The following is a 20197-nucleotide window of genomic DNA, read 5'->3' as shown; positions in this document are numbered from 1 at the left end:
AAAAGCACGGACAGCTCGCGCGTGACGCGCCGATCGCCCTATCCGCACCGCGCCCCAGCCGCCTCGAAAATATCGCGCAGCCATTGCACAAACACCCGCACCCGCGACGACAACTGGCGATTCTGCGGATACAGCACTGAAACCGGCATCGGCGGCGGCAGAAAGTCCACGAGGATGATCTTCAGCCGCCCCGACGCCAGTTCTTCGGCCACACGGTATCGCGGCACCTGCACGATGCCGAGTCCGGCCACCGCCGAACCCGTGTAGAGATCGGCGCCGGTCACCGATACCGCCGACGGCAGGTACATGGCCGTATCGCGGCCGTCGATTCTGAATTCGAGCGGCACCGGCTTACCGGTCGCGCTGGACAGATAATTGACCGCCCGATGCGCGGACAAAGCCGCCGGGTCGGCCGGCTCGCCATACTTCTCCAGATACGCCGGGCTCGCCACTGTCACTTGCGGCAACTGCGCAACGCGCCGCCCCACCATCGACGAATCCTGCAGATTGCCCGCCCGCAACACGCAATCGATCCCTTCCCGGACCAGATCGACCAGCCGGTCGTCCTCGCCGATCGTCAGTTCGATGCCGGGAAACCGCGCGAGAAACGCCGGCAGCGCGGGCACGACGAAGTGCCGGGCCAGGGTGCCCTGCAAATTCACGCGCAATAGGCCCTTCGGCGCGAGGTTGGAAAACGAACCCTCGGCCTCCTCCATGTCGGCGATCAACCGCACGCAGCGGCGGTAATACGCCTCGCCGTCGTGCGTGAGGCGCACCGAGCGCGTGGTGCGCTCGAGAAGCCGCGCGCCTAGCCGCTGCTCCATGCGCTTCATCAGGTTGGTGACGGTGGCGCGCGGAATCTGTAAATCGTCCGAAGCGCGCGTGAAGCTCTGCCGCTCGGCGATCCGCACAAACACCCGCATTTCCTCGAAACGGTCCATGGTTGACGCCCTCGCGGCGGCCTGCCAATTATTAAAGTAAATGGAATGATGAAGGCAAGTCTAACGCGATTATCTCTACCAAGAAAGCGACCAAGATTCACCTCACCAGCCCACTCGCAGAAGGAAACGAATCATGAACACGATCAAAAACTCTCAAGTCGCCATCGTCACCGGCGCATCCCGCGGCATCGGCGCCGCCGTTGCGCAACGCCTCGCCAAGGACGGCTTTGCGGTTGCCGTCAACTACGCGTCGAGCTCGACAGAAGCCGATGCGCTGGTCGCGGAACTCACCGCGGCTGGCGCCAAAGCCATTGCCGTAAAGGCCGACGTCTCGAATGCCGACGACGTGCGCCGTATGTTCGACACTACCGAACAGCACCTCGGCAAAGTGGACGTGCTGGTCAACAACGCCGGCGTGCTGAAGACGGTGCCGCTCGCCGACACGAGCGACGCGCTGTACGACCAGACCTTCGACATCAACGTGCGCGGCACCTTCAACACCCTGCGCGAAGCGGCCGCACGGATGAACGACGGCGGACGCATCGTCAACTTCTCGAGCACCACGCTCGCGCTGAACATGCCAGGCTACGCGATCTACAACGGCACCAAGGCCGCCGTCGAAGCATTCACGCACGTCTTCGCCAAGGAACTGCGCGGCCGCAACATCACCGTCAACGCAGTAGCGCCGGGTCCGATCGCGACCTCGCTGTTCCTCGACGGCAAGACTGACGAACAGATCCAGACCTTCGCCAGAATGCCGCCGCTGCAACGCCTCGGCCAACCGGACGACATCGCCTCGGTGGTGTCCTTCCTCGCCGGTCCGGACGCAGGCTGGGTCAATGGCCAGATCCTGCGCGCCAACGGCGGCTTGGCTTAACGGCGCGTGAAAACGCGTAACGAGCCTCTCTCACAACACCTTTGAAAGTCGTATCGCTTTCATCGAACCGGAGAAAACACATGCAGAAGAACGTCATCCTGGTGACGGGCGCGGGTACGGGCATCGGCAAGCTCAGCGCGCAATCGCTGGCCAAAGCCGGCCACATCGTCTACGCGACGATGCGCGATGTCGAAGGACGCAACAAGCCGCGCGCCGACGAAATGCGCGCATTCGCCCAAGCGAAAAACATCCAGTTGCATCCGCTCGAACTCGACGTGTTGTCGCAAGAATCCGCCGATGCCGCCGCCGCGACGATCGTCCGCGAACAAGGACGGCTCGACGTGGTGATGCAGAACGCGGGACATCTGGTGGTCGGCCCAAGCGAAGCGTTCACGCCCGAAGAGATGGTGAAGGTGTTCGACACCAACCTGTTCGGTGCGCAGCGCGTGAACCGTGCGGTGCTGCCGTATCTGCGCCAGCAGGAAGCGGGCTTGATCGTGTGGATCAGCAGCACCACGACCAAGGGCGGTTTTCCTCCGTTCCTCGGCCCCTACGGCGCGGCCAAGGCGGCAATGGATTCGTTGGCCGTGACCCTTGCCTATGAAGTCGCGCGCTTCGGCATCGAAACCTCGATCGTGGTGCCGGGCGCGTTCACGCGCGGCACCGCGCACTTTCCGAGCGCCGGCAAACCTGCCGATACCGAACGCGCCGCTGCGTATGCACGCTATGACGGCGTGATGGATCAGATCGGCGAGCGCCTGTCCGAACTCACACCGGACAACGCCGATCCGCAAGCCGTGGCCGATGAAATTGTGCGGATCGTCTCGTTGCCTTCGGGCGAGCGGCCGATGCGCTCGGTGATCGATTTCGTCGGTGACGGCGCGCGTGAAGTACTCGACGTCTCGGAGCGCGTGCGCATCGAGTTTGCCAGGCGAATCGGCATGGGCGATCTGCTCGAAGCGAAGATCAAGCGTTGAGCACGGCGACGAAGGACGTCAAGGGCGATGACCGCGCCTTGACGTCCCCTTGTTCTTTTACCGCTTTTGAACACACACGCGCATGAAACCCTCAATCACCATTGCTTGCGCCGCGATGTTGCGGTTTCCGATCGCCGCATGCGATGCGCAACCGCAGCCTCCGGGCGCATCCGTCACCACCGATCATCGCTATGTCATGGAGATCGACGGCACGGACTTCGGCGCAATGCTCAAAACGCCAAACCAGTGCGCTTAAACCGCCTTCGGATTGCGCTCGGCAAAGCCTTCCTGATGCCAGTACGGATACGCGGGACGCACAGCGCTGGCGGCGTCGAGTTTCGCCACCTGTTCGGCCGTCAGATTCCAGCCCACTGCACCGAGATTCTGTCGCAACTGCTCTTCGTTACGCGCGCCGATCAGCACCGTCGATACGGTAGGCCGCTGCAGCAGCCAGTTCAGCGCGATTTGCGGCACGGTCTTGCCGGTTTCGGCCGCGACCTCGTCGATTGCATCGAGCACGCGGAACAGATACTCGTCCGGCACCGGCGGCCCCATGTCGGCGGTTTTATGCAAACGGCTCGTTTCCGGCAACGGCTGACCGCGTTTGATCTTGCCGGTGAGACGCCCCCAGCCGAGCGGACTCCACACCACCGCACCCACGCCTTGATCGACGCCGAGCGGCATCAACTCCCATTCATAGTCGCGGCCGATCAGCGAGTAGTAGGTCTGATTCGCGACGTAGCGCGGATAGCCATAACGATCGGCGGTGTCCTGCGACTTCATCAGATGCCAGCCGGAGAAATTCGATACGCCCGTGTAGCGGATCTTGCCGGCGCGCACCAGATCGTCGAGCGTCGACATGACTTCGGCGACAGGTGTCCTGGCGTCGAAACCGTGCAACTGGAACAGGTCGATGTAATCGGTCTGCAGACGTTTGAGCGCCGCGTCCACGGCCTGGATCAGATGAAAGCGCGACGAGCCGACATTGTTCGGACCGTCGTCGAAACGGAAAGTCGCCTTGGTCGAGATGATCGCCTTGTCGCGCTTGCCCTTGAGCGCTTCGCCGAGCACCGACTCGGAAGCGCCGCTCGAGTAGATGTCCGCGCTGTCGAACATCGTGACGCCCGCATCGAAACAGATGTCGAGCAAGCGACGCGCTTCGGCGACGTCGGTGGCGCCCCACGCCTGGAAAAATTCGCCCTTGCCGCCGAATGTGCCCGTGCCGAAACTCAGTACCGGCACCTTGAAACCCGATGCACCCAGATGTCTGTATTCCATTGATCATTCTCCTGGCCTAGCCGTCGATAAACGGACATTCAGTCTACGCGCGTCCGGGCAAACGTGCCGCGCGGCTCGTCGCGCGGTGCCTGCAGTCGCGCCGATCAAAGCGCGCCGTCCCGGCAACGCAGCGAAGCGTGCTGCGCTCACCTATCGTGGCTAACACACAGTTAGAGCCGTGTCTTCAACGAGCAATAGTGTCGTTCACGGCGCCCAACTCGACCAACGCGTCACGTGCGCTTCGAATCACACTGTCCCAATCGCCCAATGCCGGCTGCCGGAACAACCTCGCTTGTGCATACCAGGGCGTATCGGTGCGCTCGAGCATCCAGCGCCAGCACGTGTCGAAGCGGTTCAGAATCCATACCGGCTTGTCCAGTGCGCCTGCCAGATGCGCGGTGGACGTATCCACCGATATCACCAGATCGAGGTTCTCCACCAGCGCCGCCGTGTCGGCGAAGTCCTTGAGCTCCTCGGTGTAGTCGACGACGTCGGGATGCGAATCGTTGCGCGGTAACTGAAGCGCGGACGGTCCTTTTTGCAGGCTGAAGAACTGCACGTTCGGCACATCGAGAATCGGTGCGAGCCGCTCGAACGTGATCGAACGGCGTGCGTCGTTCTTGCGGAGCTCGGCGACATGCGGCCGGTTTCCGCCAGCCCACACGAGTCCGACCTTCAGGCGCCCTTCCGCTCGTGCAGCGATACGTTCGTGCCATTCATGCGTTGCTTGCGGGTCGGCGAACAGATAAGGCGTCGTTGACGGAATCGTCGTGAGATCGGTCCTGAACGCGAGCGGCAGACTCAGCAGCGGGCAGTGACAATCGAACGGCGGCAGTGCCTGGCCCGCTTCGATCAATTGATCCACACCGTCGAGGGTGGACATGAGCCGCATCAACTCGCCCGGTACTTCCAGCATGACTTTCGCGCCGAGCTTCGACACCATCCTGGCATAGCGGCAGAACTGCAGCGTATCGCCGAGACCCTGCTCAGCGTGCAACAGAATGGTTTTACCGTCGATCGAAAAATCGCCCAGCCAGAGCGGTTGAAGAAAGGTGCGCCTGCCTGCCTTGATCCGGCTACGCTCCCAGCGCCACTCGTATTCCTTCCATCCCGTTTCCAGTTGCCCCACTTGCAGCAGGCACAACGACTGGTTCCAATGCGTCTCGGCTGCGGCGGGATTGACGGTCAGTGCGCGCTCATAGCTTTGCAACGCTTGCGCGTGCTCACCGAGATCGACCTGGGTCAGGCCAAGGTTGTTCCAGGCATCGGCAAACGCGGGGGCAAGTTCGAGCGCACGCTGATAACTTTGCCGCGCCTCGTTCGGCTGATTCAGATCGCTGAGCGCATTGCCGCGATTGCTCCACGCGTCGGGATAGGTCGGCTGCAATGCGAGCGCGTGATCGCAGCTTGCCAGGGCGTCGGCGGGACGGTCCAGATCGCGCAGTACGCAGGCGCGATTGTTCCAGGCTTGCGCGAAATCCGGCATCAAGGCGATCGCGCGATCAAAGCTGCCGAGCGCTTCGAGCGGCAAGTTCAGGCCGGCTTGCGCGTTGCCGCGATTGTTCAGTGCGTCCGGGAATTTGGATTGCAAGGCGAGCGCGCGATTGGCGCTCGCGAGCGCTTCGTCGAAGCGCTGCAAGGCATTGAGCGCATAGGCGAGATTCGAATGGATTGGCGCCTGCTTTGCATTGATGGCAAGCGCCTTTCTGAGGAACTCGACGCCCTCGTGTACGCGACCCGCTTGCAGCGCGAGCGAGCCCAGCAATTGCAGCGCCTCGAAATGGCGTGGCTTGAGTTCGAGGATCTCACGGTAGAGCTCTTCGGCCTCGGCGAATGCGCCATTCTGCTGAAGCGCGACGGCTTGCCGAAGCATGTGGTCCAACTGTTGCGGGAGATTGGCAGGCTTGCTCATGAGGTGAGCTTTGATCGAATGCGTGTGGAGTCGGGAAACCGCTTTCAGGCTGCCTGAGTTGCGCGGGAAGCCGAGCAGGTCAGACCAGAAAGAACGAAGCCGATTATCGCCGAAAATAACGCGTTCGGTCCGCTGCGTGCAAAGAGCCTTGATTGTGCGCGAGCGAGAGGGGTGCTGCTGGTTTGGGAGGCACTCTTTGAAAGCGCTCTTTGGAGGCGCTCTTTGGAGGCGCTATTGGAAGCCGATTTTTTGCCAGCCGGAGGCGCGCGTCACGCCGCAACGCGACGCGCGTTCAATACTCGGACTGTGCCTGGTGTCCGGCTTACTGGGCCGTCAGATGCTTACGCTTGGCGAGCTCCTGAGCCATCGCATAGTGCTCCTGGATGGTCGGCAGCGCCTTTTTCGCCGCGTCCTTCAGTTGTTCGTCGCGGCCCGAAGCGATTTCCGCCTGGAAGGCCGACAGCGCTTTCTGTTCGCCGGCGAGCGCGACCTGCTCGATGTAGGTCTTGTCGAAGTCGGCGCCACGCAGGTTATTGATGCTCGCGAGCACCGCAGTGTCCGGATCGTTCTTCGGCACGTCGACGCCGCGCGGGCTCGCGGCGCGCAACGCGTCGGAGATTTTCGCGTTGTCGTTCGACACGCGTTCTGCAAATGCCTTCACGTCCCGGTCAGTGGAACGCGACGTGGCGATGCGCGCGGCATCGCGTTGCGTGGCGACAGCCTTGGTCGCATCGGTGATGAACGCCTGGTCGGCGGCATGAAGGCGCGCGCCATCCGGCGCGGCCGCGGTCTGAGCACTGGCCGCGGTAGCGACAACCATAAGGCTGGCCATGCAGGCACTGGTGATGGCGGCGAGAGGCAAGCGGATCATACGTTCTCCTTGGAGTGGAAGCGAAACGACGGCAATGCGAGTGCGCCCTGGCCACGGCATGCGATTGCACTGATACCTTGCAAATTGCTTGCGAGTGACTAACGACGCCACGCTCTTATCGCTGTGCATTCTAGGAGGCGCATTACGCAGCATGTGAAACCATGCTGTCGCTTCTGTAACGTTAGGTAACCTTCATACGAAATACCTGTTTTTGCTGTAGGGCCGCCGGCCTCTTCCTGCCCCGAATAGCGACTGGGTGTTAACCAGAAAGCATCGGCAAACCGCCTGAATTCGCTGAACTTTCCTGCTGCTGCGCCGATAACAAAGAGGTAGGGCACGCGCCAGGGCCGAACGAACGGTATGCATGGCGCACCACTCGCACCGCAATCCCTGGAGAGTTTCGATGGCAGTAGACCACCGCGCGAACGACGAACGCAGCAATCTGACGAGTTCCAACAAATTCGAGTTGTTGCTGTATCGACTGGGCTCGGTTCCCGGCAGCGACGCGCATGAGCTTTACGGCATCAACGTTTTCAAGGTGCGTGAAATCTCGACGATGCCGACGGTGACGCCGATTGCGGGTTCTTCGCCTTTCGTGATGGGCGCGGTGGACATTCGCGGCCAGATCATTCCCGTGATCGACTTGCCGCGCCTGATGGGCTGCGAACCGACGCGCGGCTTGAACATTTTGCTGGTGACGGAATTCGCGCGTTCGACGCAGGCTTTTGCGGTCGAGGAAGTGGACGACATCGTGCGGCTCGAGTGGAATCAGGTGCTCTCCGCCGAAGGCGCGGCCGGCGGCAATCTGGTGACGAGCATTGCCCGTATCGATGGCAACACCGGCGATTCGCGGCTCGCCCAGGTGATCGACGTGGAGCAGGTGTTGCGCGACGTGTTTCCGTCACAGCATCCGAGCGTCGACCCGGCCGCCGTGGGTGATGCGCTTGGCATCCGTCCTGGCGCGAAGATTCTCGCCGCTGACGATTCCGGTTTTGCGCGCAAGCTGATCGAGCAGGCGTTGAGCGCGATCGGCGCGGATTACGTGATGACCAAGACCGGCGAAGAGGCGTGGAATACGTTGCAGCAAGCGGCGCATGAAGCGCAGTCGAACGGCACCCGGTTGAAGGACAGTATTGCACTGGTGTTGACCGATCTCGAGATGCCTGAGATGGACGGGTTCATGTTGACCCGTCAGATCAAGGCTGACGAGCGGACCCGGGATATTCCGGTGATTATTCATTCTTCTTTGACGGGCGCCGCCAATGAGGCGCATGTGAAGAATGCCGGAGCGAATGGGTATGTGGCCAAGTTTGCAGCCGCTGAGCTGGCTAATGCTATTCGGAATGCGTTGAGTGGGGTGCCTGCGGCGGAGGGGGCGGTTTGAAGGAGTGGGGGGGTTGCCTGCGGCGCGGGTTGTTTGGTTCTATGCCTGCGGTGCGGGGCTTTGCCTGAGTTGTTTGCCTGCGCGGCGGGTGTTTGTTTGTGTGCTTGTTTGTCGGTGTGCTTACGGTGTTGGGCTTTCCTTGAATTGTTAGTGGTCAATTAGCGTTCGCCCCTGTGCGGGGCAGGCACCTACTTTCTTTGCCGCCGCAAAGAAAGTAGGCAAAGAAAGCGGCTCACACCGCCAATGCTAAGCGGGCGCCGTAGCCCGCACACGGTAGTGGTGCATCTGGAATCCGTGCCCTCGCACCTTCATGCGCCAGTGACAAAGGGCTCATCAGCTCCCACTCCGCACTGCGTGCGTCGCGGACGGGTCTGCATGGGAAACCAGCGGCTCCGTTTGGACTCAGTGGGAGCCATCGGCTTCGCCTCGGCGACACGCCTCCGCCCTCACCCCGGAAACCCCCACTTCAAATGATCTGCCGGCGTGCTGCAATCATCGTCCCAACCCCGGTCACAATCACCGCCACGACCAAAGTCGCAACCGCGGCTCCCCTTCCAGTCGCAGTTGCAGTGACGGCGGTGGCGGTGGCGGTGCAATGACGAGCCACTACACGGTCGCGAAACGCGAGTGCGAAACGTAGCGGGTGGTTTTATGAGGTGCTCTTCGGCGCGCGCAGCGCCGCCGGAAGTATGACGCCCTTGTCACACGCACAGGCAGGGGCACGAACACAGATTCCAGATGCACCACTACCCGTTGCAAACCACGGTGCCCGCTTAGCATGATCGGTGTGAGCCGCTTTCTCTTGCTTACTTCTCTTTGCGGCGGCAAAGAGAAGTAAGTGCCTGCCCCGCACAGGGGCGAACGCTAATAGGCCACTAGCAACTCAAGGAAAGGCCAAAGCCGTACGCACACAGACAAACAAGACAAAACCGGCAACCAGATCAAGGAAAGACCACCACCACAGGCATCCAGCCAAACAACCCGCGCCGCAGGCAAAAAAAACCATAAAAACCCAAATTCTATGTGACCATACCCCAACCCCAACCCGCACGGAGTGCAAACAAAAAATGCCACAACCAGACCCACTCCACCCCTTGCGCCCCTTCCTGAAAAACTACGTGTGGGAACACGGCCACATCGGCACTCGCTACATCAACTGCGCCACCGGCGAAATCGCCTTCGATGACGGCAAGAAATCCCGCTTCGCGGCAGAAAAATACCTCTACGTCCCGTTAGACAAAGACGCCATCGACGACCCGCACGCCACCGGCCCGTCAACCCAGGATGCCGCCCTCGCACGCTTCCTCCGCGCCGCGCAACTCGGCAAACCTGAAGAAGCCGGCTCCGCCGCGGAAGTCCAACGCGCGGTGCACGATTGCCTCGATCTGGCGGTCTTCAGCGCCTACCAGCACGACGCGCTGCAAGCCGTCGACCACTACACCCAGGAAGCGATGTTCGACGACGAAATCCGCGCGGCGCTCGTCGACGATATTCGCCGGGTCTATGCTCCCATGCGCGAACAGTTGGCGCTCTACGACTTCACCGTACTCCATGGTCTGCCCACGCCGCTTCTCTTCAGCGACTCACCCTTCATCGACTGGCGCGTGCGCGTCAAGCCGGCCATGCCGTTCGTCTCGCTGCCCCTCGGACCCTACGCGTTGCTGGTCGGCACGCCCTCCGGAAGAACCAGTCGCGCGGCGCCCGTCGCGTGGAAAACCGCCGTGTCGATGGGCGTGCTAAAAGATCACAATCGCCTGATGACCGAGCGCGCCCGTCTGTGGATCGTGGCCACCAGCGACGATCAACTGGTGGCCATACAAAGTCGCTTCAAGAAAGACGACGCTTAACCGGCTGCAACGCCCGGCCTGTCTTCACGCCTCGCGGCGTAAATGCGCTTCGAGCGCAAGCGAAAATGCCAGATGACCGACCTCGATGCCCATGGTGTTGACCATCGGCGGAGCATGAAACGCGCCCAATTGCGCACGTTGCTCAGGGCTGCCGATATCAAGCCGCGCAAGCAGTTCGGCAACGATCACATACAGCGCGCCAATGTTGCCGTCCTCCACCTTCACCGCAATGCCGAGTGCACCGTCCGCGCCGAGCCGGGCAGTCTGCCGGGATGACCGCACGCCGATCGCGTAGCTGCCGTCCGCGCCGACCTTGCCGATCAGCGCACCATCGAACGCCCGCATCAAAACGGTACAGAAACGCCCCTCGCCTGCCACCCACTCCGGATGCGCCGCCATCGCACGATAGATGCGTGCGAGCGCAACGGTGCGTGGCGAAATGGACGAAGAAGAGGAAGACGCGGCAGCGGAAGACGAAGTCTCGTCCGCGGCGGCAGCAAGCTTCGCGAACAGTCGGGCGAGTCGGTCGAGGGCAAACGCCGGCGTCGGCAGATTGCAACCGTCGAGCGACCATTGTACCGCGTCGTCCGGCAAGTCGCACGCCTCGGCGACGGTATGCTTCACGCGTACCTGCAACGGATGCTCCGGCAGTTCATAACCGCTTATCGTCGCGCCGATCGAACGCGCCCCGGCCAGCATGCCGGCATGCTTGCCCGAACAATTGCTGCACACCGCGTCCGGTTTGAAATCGCGCTTCAGCCAGTCGACATACACGGCGTCGGACAGCGGGGGATGGCCGCCGCAACGCAGATCGGCTTCGCTGACCTGCGCCTTGGCCAGCATCTGCCGCGTGCGTTCGATGTGGCGCGGCTCGCTGCTGTGCGAGGCGCACATGAGTGCGAGGTCCGTTTCATCGAAACCGAAACGCTCGAGCGCGCCAGTCTCGACGACAGCCAAGGCCTGCGCGGGCTTTACCGCGGAGCGTGCCAGCGTGATGCGTGACGGGTCGCCGAATGAATACAGCAAGCGGCCGTCGGCCTGAACCACCGCGATATGGGCGATATGTGTGTTCTCAATCGCTTCGCCGCGATAGACAGTCGCCGCAATCGGCCCGGTTTCACGCAAAGTCATGTTCGCTCCCCCTCCTGATCGCTTGAGTCGTCGCGATCGCTATCAATCATGATGACGCGAGCGATTCTACGTTCGTCTTTGGCGCAATACAAATCTCCGCTGGTCGTGCGGCCGCGCAGCCGGTTCGAATGCGATCAGGCATTCAAGCGGGGCAAAGGCGCGATCCGCATGATGAGGGTGGCCGAGTAAGGTTGCCACCATCATAGCGGGTCGAAGCGCACGCCAAATCATGCGAGCGATGTAGCGCGCAATTGCGAGATTTCCGCCTGCAACGCCTTGATCAATGAGTCGGCGCCAGCGCCTCTTCCCGTTCCAGCGAGCGCGTGCGCTTGAGTTCAGGAAAGAACCGCATCCACAACAGGGCAACGGCAATCGTCGCGATGCCGCCCACCAGTACGGCCGGTTGCGCGCCCCACCACCCTGCCGTCACGCCGGATTCGAATTCGCCGAGTTGATTCGACGTCCCGATGAAAAGCGAATTGACCGCGCTGACCCGACCCAGCATGTCGTCAGGTGTGCGCAGTTGCACGAGCGACAGGCGCACCACCACGCTGATCGTGTCCGACGCGCCCAGCACCATGAGCGCGAAGAGCGATACGAAAAATTGATGCGACAGACCGAACACCACCGTGGCTGCGCCAAACGCAATCACGCCGCCGAACATCGCGGCGCCCGGGCGGTTGCGAAGTGGAAAATGCGCGAGCCAGATGGTGCCCGCGAGCGCGCCGATGGCGGTACCCGAGCGCAGCAGGCCGAGCCCGAGTGGCCCGGTGTGCAGGATGTCGCGCGCAAAAACCGGCAGGAGTGCAGTCGCGCCGCCAAACAGCACGGCAAACAGATCGAGCGACAGTGCGCCGAGTATCACAGGCTCCTTGCGGATAAAAGCGATACCCGAGAACACTGACTTGAGCGTTACCGGCGCGCGGCTCGCCAGTTTGGCCTGCAACGGGATGGCCCACACCGTGGCAGCGGCCGCCGCGAAGGACAGCATGCACGCGAGGTAGGCTACGCCCGGACCGACGCCGTACAACAGGCCACCCAACGCCGGGCCTGCGATCTGGGCGGTTTGATTCGCGGAGGTGGCCCATGCCGTCGCTTTCGGCAATTGCCCGCGCGGCACGACGCCCGGCAACAGCGATGCAACCGCAGGCGATTCGAAAGCGCGGGCCGCGCCCACGCATGCCGCCAGCACATAGATAACCGGCGCGCTGATCCAGCCACCGAAGGTGCCGAAGGCGAATAGCAACGCAGCGACGCTTTCGAGGCTTTGACAGATGGCCGCGATCCGGCGACGGTCGTAACGATCGGCGACGTGACCGACTACGAGCGTCAGGGCGAACATCGGCAGGAATTGGGCGAGGCCGACGAGACCCAGTGCGAAGGCGCTATGCGTTAGTGCGTAGATGTGCCAGCCCATCGCCACGGCGAGCATCTGGAACGATAGTGACGAGAGGATACGGGTGCACCAGAAACGCTGAAATGCGGGGTGTTTTGGTAAGCTGAAGTTAGGGTCGCCGGCAGGGTCGGCTGGGGGTGTGGGCATTGGTTTCTTGCTCTCTACTAGGCTGACTGGGGCGGCAGGTAGTTTAGAGCAAGTTTGTTTATTTTGTTTTTATGCTTATGCGAGGATTTTTTTGGCGCTGTGTTCGGCTTTTGGGCGCGAACCAGGGCAAGGCTCATCCGTAGATCGCGGGCTGCACGCTACGCTCAGTTCGTGGGTCTGGTTTCGTGGCCAATTGATAACGAGTCAAACTCAATAGCCATTCGAATACTCCCACCTTGCAAGAATTTGCGAATGCGCAGCGGCATTGGCTGATCGAAGAAGGTGGGACTCGTCGTCAGGCTACCAACGGTGCTGAACTTGCGCGAGGGATGTCGCGACCCACACGAGCAGCCCGCCTCTCGCGAGAACCGTCCAGATGCGATGATTCACGTGACGCGCGCACAGCCATGCAGCGCGATACCAGGCCGCGAACACCGCGAACCGAACGACACCGACAACCAGCGCGACCGGGGAGCCTGGTGGCACCTGGGGACGTGTGCAAGGTATGCATTGATCAGAAAGGTAATGCAGATCAGGGGGATGCCAAGCCCCCACCATACTTTCCAGAGTCTTTCCTGACCGGCCCAGGCGTTTTTTAGCATGTGGTTCCCGTAGTTGAGATGGAGCGCCGTCTGTCCTTTTGTGGACGCCTGAAACTCATGATGGCAAACCCCATCGTCGTATTTCAGTTCTCGTTTGCTCAGTTGCTGATCTTCGAAACGTTGGAAATCGAGTCGGAAAGCTCCGCGGCTTTCAGCGAACTCATCAGCGCCAACAGCGTGGAAAACGCGTTACCTTCGCTGCCGCCTCCCAACTGGATCTGCGGTACAAGCGGCACCTTCGACGTCTCGAACGCTTCGGCAAGCCGCAGCATCACCGTCTGCATCAACTGCTTATCAGCGCCCTCTCCCTGCAACGCCTCGGACTTCGCCTTGATCGCTGCCGCCTCGGCCTCCCCGACCGACTTGATGGCTGATGCACGGCCGGACCCTTCCATTTCCTGTCTGAATTTTTCTGCGTGTGCCAGCGCCTCGATTTCCTGACGCCGCTTCTCCGCCGCCTTCACACTCGCAGAACCCTGGTTTTCCTTAATGCTGATGTCCACGAGCGAGCCAGTCAGTTCCTTCTGTTTGGCCGCACGCTGCTCGGCCTCGTTCAGCTCACGCTGCTTGTCGGCGGCAATCTGCTTCTGTGCGAAGGTTTCGACCTGCTCGCGCGCAATCTGGCGATCGCGCAGCTGAGCCATGATGTTCTCGATCTGGGTGTCGCCAGCCTGCGGCTTGGGCGTGCCGATGAGCACCTCCTCGAACTCGAGCGAGTATGCCTGGAAGCGTTCCCGCATGTCGGTCGATGCGTTACCCTGCAGTTCGCTGCGAGACTGGATCAGCTCGATAAACGTCTTGGTTTGGGAAACGTTCTTGAAGTAGGAAGACACCATGGGGTCCAGCGTCTGCTCGACCAGCTGTTCGACGTTACCGAAGCGTTGAACGACCATCGGTGCCTTGCGATAGTCGATATGCACGACCACCGACAAGGGTAATTGCGGCTCAAACGCGTCTTTCGTGATCAGCGTAATTTCGCGCAGGTTCGAATCAAAGCTGGAACCGCTTTCGCCAGACTTCCACATCAGGACAAAATTGGTCGTGGGAACCAGTTCGATCTTGCCCGCGTAGGTATTGAACGCATATTTGCCAGGCATCAGCGGATCGCGCCACACACCACGGCAGCCGCTTTCAACCAGTTCGCCATGACTGTACTCGCTGCCGGACAGATCATCACCGCGGCGCCCCGTGTAGGAAACGACCACGCCCACGTATCCCACCGGGATGACCGTCTTCCGGATGAATTCGACAGTCGCGAACAGGCGGTTGATGTAATAAGTACCTTCCACCAGCACGCGCTCCTGCCGCCCGCGTCGACCACCTGCCGCCAGGAACTTCTCCGGCTCCTGAAACGAATTGTGAATGTCGCCCACGTCCGGGGCGAGCAGTTCGTCCTTGGGCAACCCCGGGCCATCCTGCACGGTGACGATTGCGAGTTGATCCGAGTCGTGCGTGCCCGCAACCTCCTTGATGACGACGGGGGTGAACGCCTGCCGTTCGTCGAGCAGATCACGCATCTTCCCGTAGTACGCCTTTTCCTGCGCATCGAGTGACAGTGAGTACGTCGCTTCCTCCGTCATGACGACGAAAAGCGCGGGGTTCACGATATGGGTGCCTTCACGCAGCACCTTGCGTTGCGGTCCTTTCTGGCCGTCTCCTTCGAGAAAGGCCCGCACGTCACGAAAATCGGCAACGCGGGAATTTTCCGCGAGCGTCTGTCCTGCTGGCAGGTCAATGCCGTCACGCGCGAAGACGTAACCGATCTTGCCCTGGGTCACCGACACCATGGGATGAATATGAACCCGATACTGGAAGGGCGTGAAGAAATGAAAACCTCCACGCCGAAGTTCTGGCTGGAAGCCGGCTTCCCCGTGCAACGCCAGCAGACCGGCCTGGACGGATCCGCTCGTGCTCCATAGCTTTTCAACTACCCCGATACGATCATTAGGGATGTACCGGATAACGCCTGCTACCCAGATGGCAAGACTGACCACCAGCAGCAGCACTACCCCGACAAGAACAATCCCAAGCCACCCCGTTTGCACTAGCCCATTCATTTTTTTCCCCGTGATTTTGCGTTTTCATCCGATCGCTTCCGGTGCACTAACAGTATCGCAAGAAATCGGTGCGAAGTCCGCCGGTACTCATGGCGTCTCTTCGTAGAACTCCGCAGACTTCTTCGCCCGGCCTTAGCCCAGTCATGCTCACTCCGATGCAGTTGCCGATCGTAAAGGTCAAGACTTCCTGCTCAATAGTCGATCTGGTGTTGTGGTTTGGTGTGGGGTTTCGGTTTGTGTGGTGAGATCGAATGCATCAAGCGCTGCAAGTAATCACGACGCATCCTTCAACCTCCTGCTTTTGCTCGGTAGCCGGAAAGATTTGCCTGCTCTCATAAGCATCCTTGCTGTACATCAGTCTGCGAACTGTTTGCCTCATGCCTAGTAATTCCAGTTGAGTGTCGCAAGGACGAGCGTCGCCTTGGGGCCAAGCGCTACCGGCTGCGTAAGTGCCCGTCCAACCAGCGCCTCCGCCGACAGCATTTGCCGATGCCATAACCACTGCCCGCGCAACCCCGCCCCAACACCGGCCAGCGTCGGAAATCCCGGGAGCGCAATGAGGCTCGCTTTTCCGGCATCGATAAAAATGTACGGTTCGATTCGACCGTCGTGCCATGCGGGTGTATTCACCCATGCGACCTCGTTGCGCGAGTACAGGCCTCGGTCGCCCGAGATCTCGCCCGAGCGAAAACCGCGAACCGTATCCATGCCCCCGAGATACAACTGCTCGGAACCATAGAGCGCGACGTTCGTGAACTGACCGCTCAAGGTGCCGCGATAGACCAGCGCCGCCCTGCCTAACTTGGGAAGAGGAACAGTGAACGATGCCGTCGCATCCAGCTTGGTGAACTGGCTATGCGCGCCGTCACGGGCTATTCCATGTGCGTCATGGTCCGCTTCCAACCACGGCAACCCCTCTGAGACACCAGCATCGAGCGTAACATTGCCGGGGGCGTCGTTCAGCACGAACTTGCGCAACCAGTTGCCGCCGACGCGAAGTACCGCAATGTGCTGCGGATTCAATTCAATGTCGTTGATTTCGCGGTCGGTACGTCGCCACGACAACGTGGCGTCGAGATTCGCAATGCCGGCCTGCGTGCGATCAAGCGTGTAGTTCCAGCCGAGAATATGGCTCAGCGTGCGCCCGTACATCAGCGCGCTCGTGCCGACCAGCTGTTGATATTCGGAATCGGAAAACGTATAGCTGAATGTGTGACGACCATACGGCATCGCAAACGAACCGACGAACGCATTGCTGTCCTCGCTGTCGAGAAAATTCAGACTGATCGACTCCTGCAAGCCGATCAGGTTGTCCGCTTCCACACCCGCCCGGTAGCGGGTTATTCCAGTCGCAGCGCTGCCGTAATTGTCGACACCCAAGGTGTAGTAAAGGCGGTCGCCGGGCCGGTTGTTGATCGCGACAATGGAATCCCCCGGCGATTGACCCGGCAGAATCTGGATTTCAGCCTGATTACGTCGCAGCCGGTTGATCTGGGACACCCCTTGATCAATGTCTCCAAGGTTGAGCGCATCGCCTGGCGCCGCTGGAAATGCCCACTCCGACCCCGCATCGGTCAGGAGTCCGCCACCTGCCGACTGTTCGTCTTTCTTGAGCCGATGTCCTAACGGCTTACCGTTCAACGTATATCCCGCAATGCGGCCTACCTGAACTTTAATGTTCAATACGCCCGACTCGAGATTCTGCGGACCAAGGAACGCTCGCGTCGTGATATAGCCGTTCGATACGAATGCGTCAGTCAGTCGCTTGAGCAGCACATTCAGACGATGCGAACCCAGCGCGTGACCGACGAACGGCGTCACGATGGCGTCGATGCGCTTTTGCGCGAGCACCGTATTGCCGTCCACTGTGATGCGGTTGACCGCAAAGGCGGGGCCCGTCTCGACGATCTGATCGACCGGTGTGTCGGGAGGGACGTCGAGCGAACCCTGCGAAGCCGGTTCCGGCAGCGCAATCGATGCGGGCGGCTGATTCAGTTGCCGCTGGGTCGCCTGCTCGCGCTGCTGATCGATGATCAACTGCGCGGGGTCCTGAACCGGACGCGCTAACGGTAGAGGTTGGGCGGGCGGCGGTGGTGTCTGCGCGTGGATGGCGACGCTATGCACGAAGACGAGTGTAACTGCGCGCACTATCCCCGCGCACTTCAGGCGCGGCCTGGTCGATACGGACTGCATCAATGCCACCACCACGTCGTCGTGCCGAGATGCTGGCCGATCTGAACAGGCGTCGTCGCGGGCGCGCGGACTGTCGTTATGCCGCCGCTCGCGGAGACGCCGTTGCTGCCGTTGATGTAGCCGCCATCGATAACGGCGCCGCCGACCAGCGAAACCGAGCCGTTGGCCGTGAAGCCTCCGCCAACATCGCTCGCAATGATCTGCGCCCACGTGCTGCCGAAAAATGCCTTGAAGCCGCGGTCCTGATTGATCGCCGAGTAACCTGTTACGCCCTGTGCGTATGTCACGGGCGCCGACACGTTGAGATTGCCAGCTGCAAAAACGTTACCCCCGATATTGCGCGCGACGGTCCCCGCGGAAATCGCAATGTCCGCGCCCGACTGGATCGTGCCGCCATTGGGCATCACATTGCTCGATGCGCTCGCATGACAGAATATCCAGCAACTGCGTGAATAGCTGGCCTGTCCCGAGAACACCGCGGCGTTGGTAAAGGCCTGCTGCGCGGTAATCGATATGTTTCCCTTGTTCGATTGGATCAGGCCACCGGAGTTGGTGACGTTTCTTCCCGAGACGGTGACCGAACCACCGGTCGACGCGATATAGGCCAGTTGGCCCGGTTGTGCGACGGTGCCGTAATCGACGTCGAAGCCGCTGGTGTTATGCGTGAAGAAAACAAAACTGCCACCGGTACGCGAGTACGCGACCGGCTGACCGCCGTTCGTGCCGTCGGTGTGATCGATGATGTTGGAAATGTCGCCTTGAGCGGTCACGCTGGTTTTGTCGTTTGCCAGGATGCGGGCGTTCTCGTTGATGATGTTCCCTTGCGCGCTTAGCGACGTTTGTCCATTCGCCGCGAAGACGACACCCAGGTTCGCCGCGCTCGAACGATTCAGGATGTTGCCGGTGGCGCTCAAGGTCACATCGCCGCCGATCGCTGCGCCGCTCGCGCTAATCGCGCCGGCCTGGATCAGGCTGCCGGTGCTGGAGATGTCGCCGGTACTGGTCAGCTTGACTGCGCCGTTTTGCGCGCTGAGCGTTGAACCGCCAGTGGCATCGTCGACTAGCGTGATGCCGTCCGCGTTGAGCGTTATGCCGTTTGCCGCGGACATCTGTGCGCCCTGCGAGGAGAACGCACCGGGCGTCGTGATCTGGATGTTGTTTTCCGCCTTGATCGATCCGTCGACTACGCCGATGTCGCCGAGCGACGACACGATGACGTCGCCTGCGCTTGCGTAGATCGCGCCGAGACTGCGAACGCCCGCGCCTTTGTCAGTGACGATGAGTTGGACGCGGCCGCCGGTCAGTCCGCCGAGTGCGGTGATATCGACGGCCAATGCTGAGTTCGTCGTGCCGGGGGACGTCGTGCTGACAAGCCAGTCGTGGTTGTTGTCGCTGGGGGACAGGCTGGTGTCGTAGGTATTCGTGCTATCGCCGATGATTGCTCGCACGCCGCCCGTCGAGGTCGTGAAGTCGTTTTTTACGGGACCATTCACCGAGAGCTATTTGGCGATCAGGTCGAGATTGACGAGTGTGCCGCTCAGGCCGCCGGGACCGATGGTGATTGCGCCGCGGTTGGTGGTTAGCATAACGTTGCGTTGGGTCACGCCGGGTGCAGGTACGAGATCGTCGAAACTCACCTGACCGGTCGAGAGGACAACGTGGCCGGCGTTGACGAAGCTTCCGCCGTCGATCGTGATGCCGTTCGGGTTCGCAAGGATCACGTTGGCGCGCGGACCCAGTACGCTGATGTCGCCCTGGATCAGCGAGGGGTTCGTGCTGGTCACCTGATTAACGATCGTGCGTGCGTTGATGCCGACGTTGTTCAGATCGGCGCCAGCTTTCGATACGTTAAATGAGGTGTAGGTGTTGTTCGAGACGCCGCCGATTGTAGGGGCGACATTTACCGTCTGGTGGCCGTTGGCACCGGTCGAGACCGCGGTCGCAGTGCCGCCGTCGGCGACGATGCCTGCAGCAGCCGCAGCATGTGCAGAGACTATCGAAGCGAGCAGACATAGCGCCTTCGGTACGGCCGGATGTTTGGCCCGGCTGTGGGCAAGGAAATTCATCGGAATCAGTTGAAATCAGAAAGTAGTACCCGCATGGCAACCACCAGATCCGGCTCCGTTAGTCGCGGCCCCACCGCAGCCGAACACGGCGCGGCCGCCTCCGGCGAATGTGGCAACGGCTAGCAAAAGGATCTGACGAAGAGCGAAACGTAAGGGAATTGGCCGTGCTAATGGGGAACGGCATGGACAGGCAGTATCAGCCTGAGAACCAGACAGAAAATGGCCGCTGCGAATAGCAGCAGGAGCGGCATCAGTGCAATCATCGCTGCAAGCGGCACCGGCCAGCGTGAAGGCTGATGCCTCCCTGCAATCTCCTGACGAGGCTTGTATGTCATTGCCCGCGCGTATCGAAGACTCGCGCAAAGGTCCGTTCGCACTCGCATACTTCAATTTCCCCGGGAAGTATCCCTACTTTTAGTTTGCTTACTGAAAAACGGACGATGCGATCAAGTTCGCACAACGCACGCGTATGGCGTACCAACGCACCCCATCAATATGCAGTACCAATCTGCTTTGGT

At 61.0% G+C, this 20197-nt stretch carries 14 protein-coding genes; 4 read left to right on the top strand and 10 right to left on the bottom strand.

Going from position 1 to position 20197, the window contains the following annotated elements; all coding sequences use genetic code 11:
- Nucleotides 1-38: 38 nt before the first annotated feature.
- A complete protein-coding gene (locus DSC91_RS31550) occupies nt 39-941 on the bottom strand; it encodes a LysR family transcriptional regulator (RefSeq protein ID WP_115782436.1) in 903 nt (300 codons plus the stop codon).
- A 133-nt stretch (nt 942-1074) separates the two neighbouring features.
- Between DSC91_RS31550 and DSC91_RS31545 the strand changes: the two genes are divergently transcribed.
- Both DSC91_RS31545 and DSC91_RS31540 read left to right on the top strand, forming a co-directional pair.
- The gene (locus DSC91_RS31545) at nt 1075-1818 is read left to right on the top strand and encodes an SDR family oxidoreductase (RefSeq protein ID WP_115782435.1); all 744 of its coding nucleotides are present in this window, start codon (nt 1075-1077) and stop codon (nt 1816-1818) included.
- A gap of 80 nt (nt 1819-1898) precedes the next feature.
- Nucleotides 1899-2795 (top strand): SDR family oxidoreductase, encoded by an 897-nt coding sequence (locus tag DSC91_RS31540; protein ID WP_115782434.1) that lies wholly within the window; start codon nt 1899-1901, stop codon nt 2793-2795.
- 252 nt (nt 2796-3047) lie between these two features.
- On the opposite strand, the gene DSC91_RS31535 is transcribed toward DSC91_RS31540, so the two are convergent.
- From DSC91_RS31535 to DSC91_RS31525, 3 genes are all read right to left on the bottom strand, one after another.
- Nucleotides 3048-4073, bottom strand: a complete 1026-nt coding sequence (locus DSC91_RS31535; RefSeq protein ID WP_115782433.1) for an aldo/keto reductase — start codon at nt 4071-4073, stop codon at nt 3048-3050.
- Nucleotides 4074-4257: 184 nt separating this feature from the next.
- Nucleotides 4258-5985 (bottom strand): tetratricopeptide repeat protein, encoded by a 1728-nt coding sequence (locus DSC91_RS31530; RefSeq protein ID WP_115782432.1) that lies wholly within the window; start codon nt 5983-5985, stop codon nt 4258-4260.
- 322 nt (nt 5986-6307) lie between these two features.
- Nucleotides 6308-6856, bottom strand: a complete 549-nt coding sequence (locus DSC91_RS31525) for a DUF4142 domain-containing protein (protein WP_115782431.1) — start codon at nt 6854-6856, stop codon at nt 6308-6310.
- A 403-nt stretch (nt 6857-7259) separates the two neighbouring features.
- On the opposite strand from DSC91_RS31525, the gene DSC91_RS31520 reads away from it, so the two are divergent.
- Together DSC91_RS31520 and DSC91_RS31515 are read left to right on the top strand one after the other, a co-directional pair.
- Nucleotides 7260-8240: a chemotaxis protein gene (locus DSC91_RS31520; protein ID WP_115782430.1), complete on the top strand. Its 981-nt coding sequence runs from the start codon at nt 7260-7262 to the stop codon at nt 8238-8240.
- Between the two features lie 1067 nt (nt 8241-9307).
- Entirely contained in the window at nt 9308-10087 is a 780-nt protein-coding gene (locus DSC91_RS31515; protein ID WP_115782429.1) for a hypothetical protein, read from the top strand.
- 24 nt (nt 10088-10111) lie between these two features.
- Here the strand turns inward: DSC91_RS31515 and DSC91_RS31510 are convergent, their stop codons facing one another.
- The 6 genes from DSC91_RS31510 to DSC91_RS38760 form a co-directional block, all read right to left on the bottom strand.
- Nucleotides 10112-11218: an asparaginase gene (locus tag DSC91_RS31510; RefSeq protein WP_115782428.1), complete on the bottom strand. Its 1107-nt coding sequence runs from the start codon at nt 11216-11218 to the stop codon at nt 10112-10114.
- A gap of 280 nt (nt 11219-11498) precedes the next feature.
- Nucleotides 11499-12761 carry an MFS transporter gene (locus tag DSC91_RS31505; protein WP_115782427.1) on the bottom strand — a complete coding sequence of 421 codons (1263 nt, stop codon included), beginning with the start codon at nt 12759-12761 and terminating at the stop codon, nt 11499-11501.
- A 700-nt stretch (nt 12762-13461) separates the two neighbouring features.
- Nucleotides 13462-15420, bottom strand: a complete 1959-nt coding sequence (locus DSC91_RS31500; RefSeq protein ID WP_115782426.1) for an SPFH domain-containing protein — start codon at nt 15418-15420, stop codon at nt 13462-13464.
- 381 nt (nt 15421-15801) lie between these two features.
- Entirely contained in the window at nt 15802-17613 is a 1812-nt protein-coding gene (locus tag DSC91_RS31495; protein ID WP_254597363.1) for a ShlB/FhaC/HecB family hemolysin secretion/activation protein, read from the bottom strand.
- Nucleotides 17613-19106: a filamentous hemagglutinin gene (locus DSC91_RS31490; protein ID WP_308422779.1), complete on the bottom strand. Its 1494-nt coding sequence runs from the start codon at nt 19104-19106 to the stop codon at nt 17613-17615. Before DSC91_RS31490 ends, DSC91_RS31495 begins: the two co-directional genes overlap by 1 nt.
- A 6-nt stretch (nt 19107-19112) precedes the next feature.
- Nucleotides 19113-19679 carry a filamentous hemagglutinin N-terminal domain-containing protein gene (locus DSC91_RS38760; protein ID WP_308422780.1) on the bottom strand — a complete coding sequence of 189 codons (567 nt, stop codon included), beginning with the start codon at nt 19677-19679 and terminating at the stop codon, nt 19113-19115.
- Between the last annotated feature and the right edge of the window lie 518 nt (nt 19680-20197).

This window comes from Paraburkholderia caffeinilytica, from assembly GCF_003368325.1.
In the GTDB taxonomy this organism is placed as follows: domain Bacteria; phylum Pseudomonadota; class Gammaproteobacteria; order Burkholderiales; family Burkholderiaceae; genus Paraburkholderia; species Paraburkholderia caffeinilytica.
The sequence above is the reverse complement of the archived record's forward strand: the minus strand, read 5'-3'. Positions and strand labels throughout refer to the sequence as shown.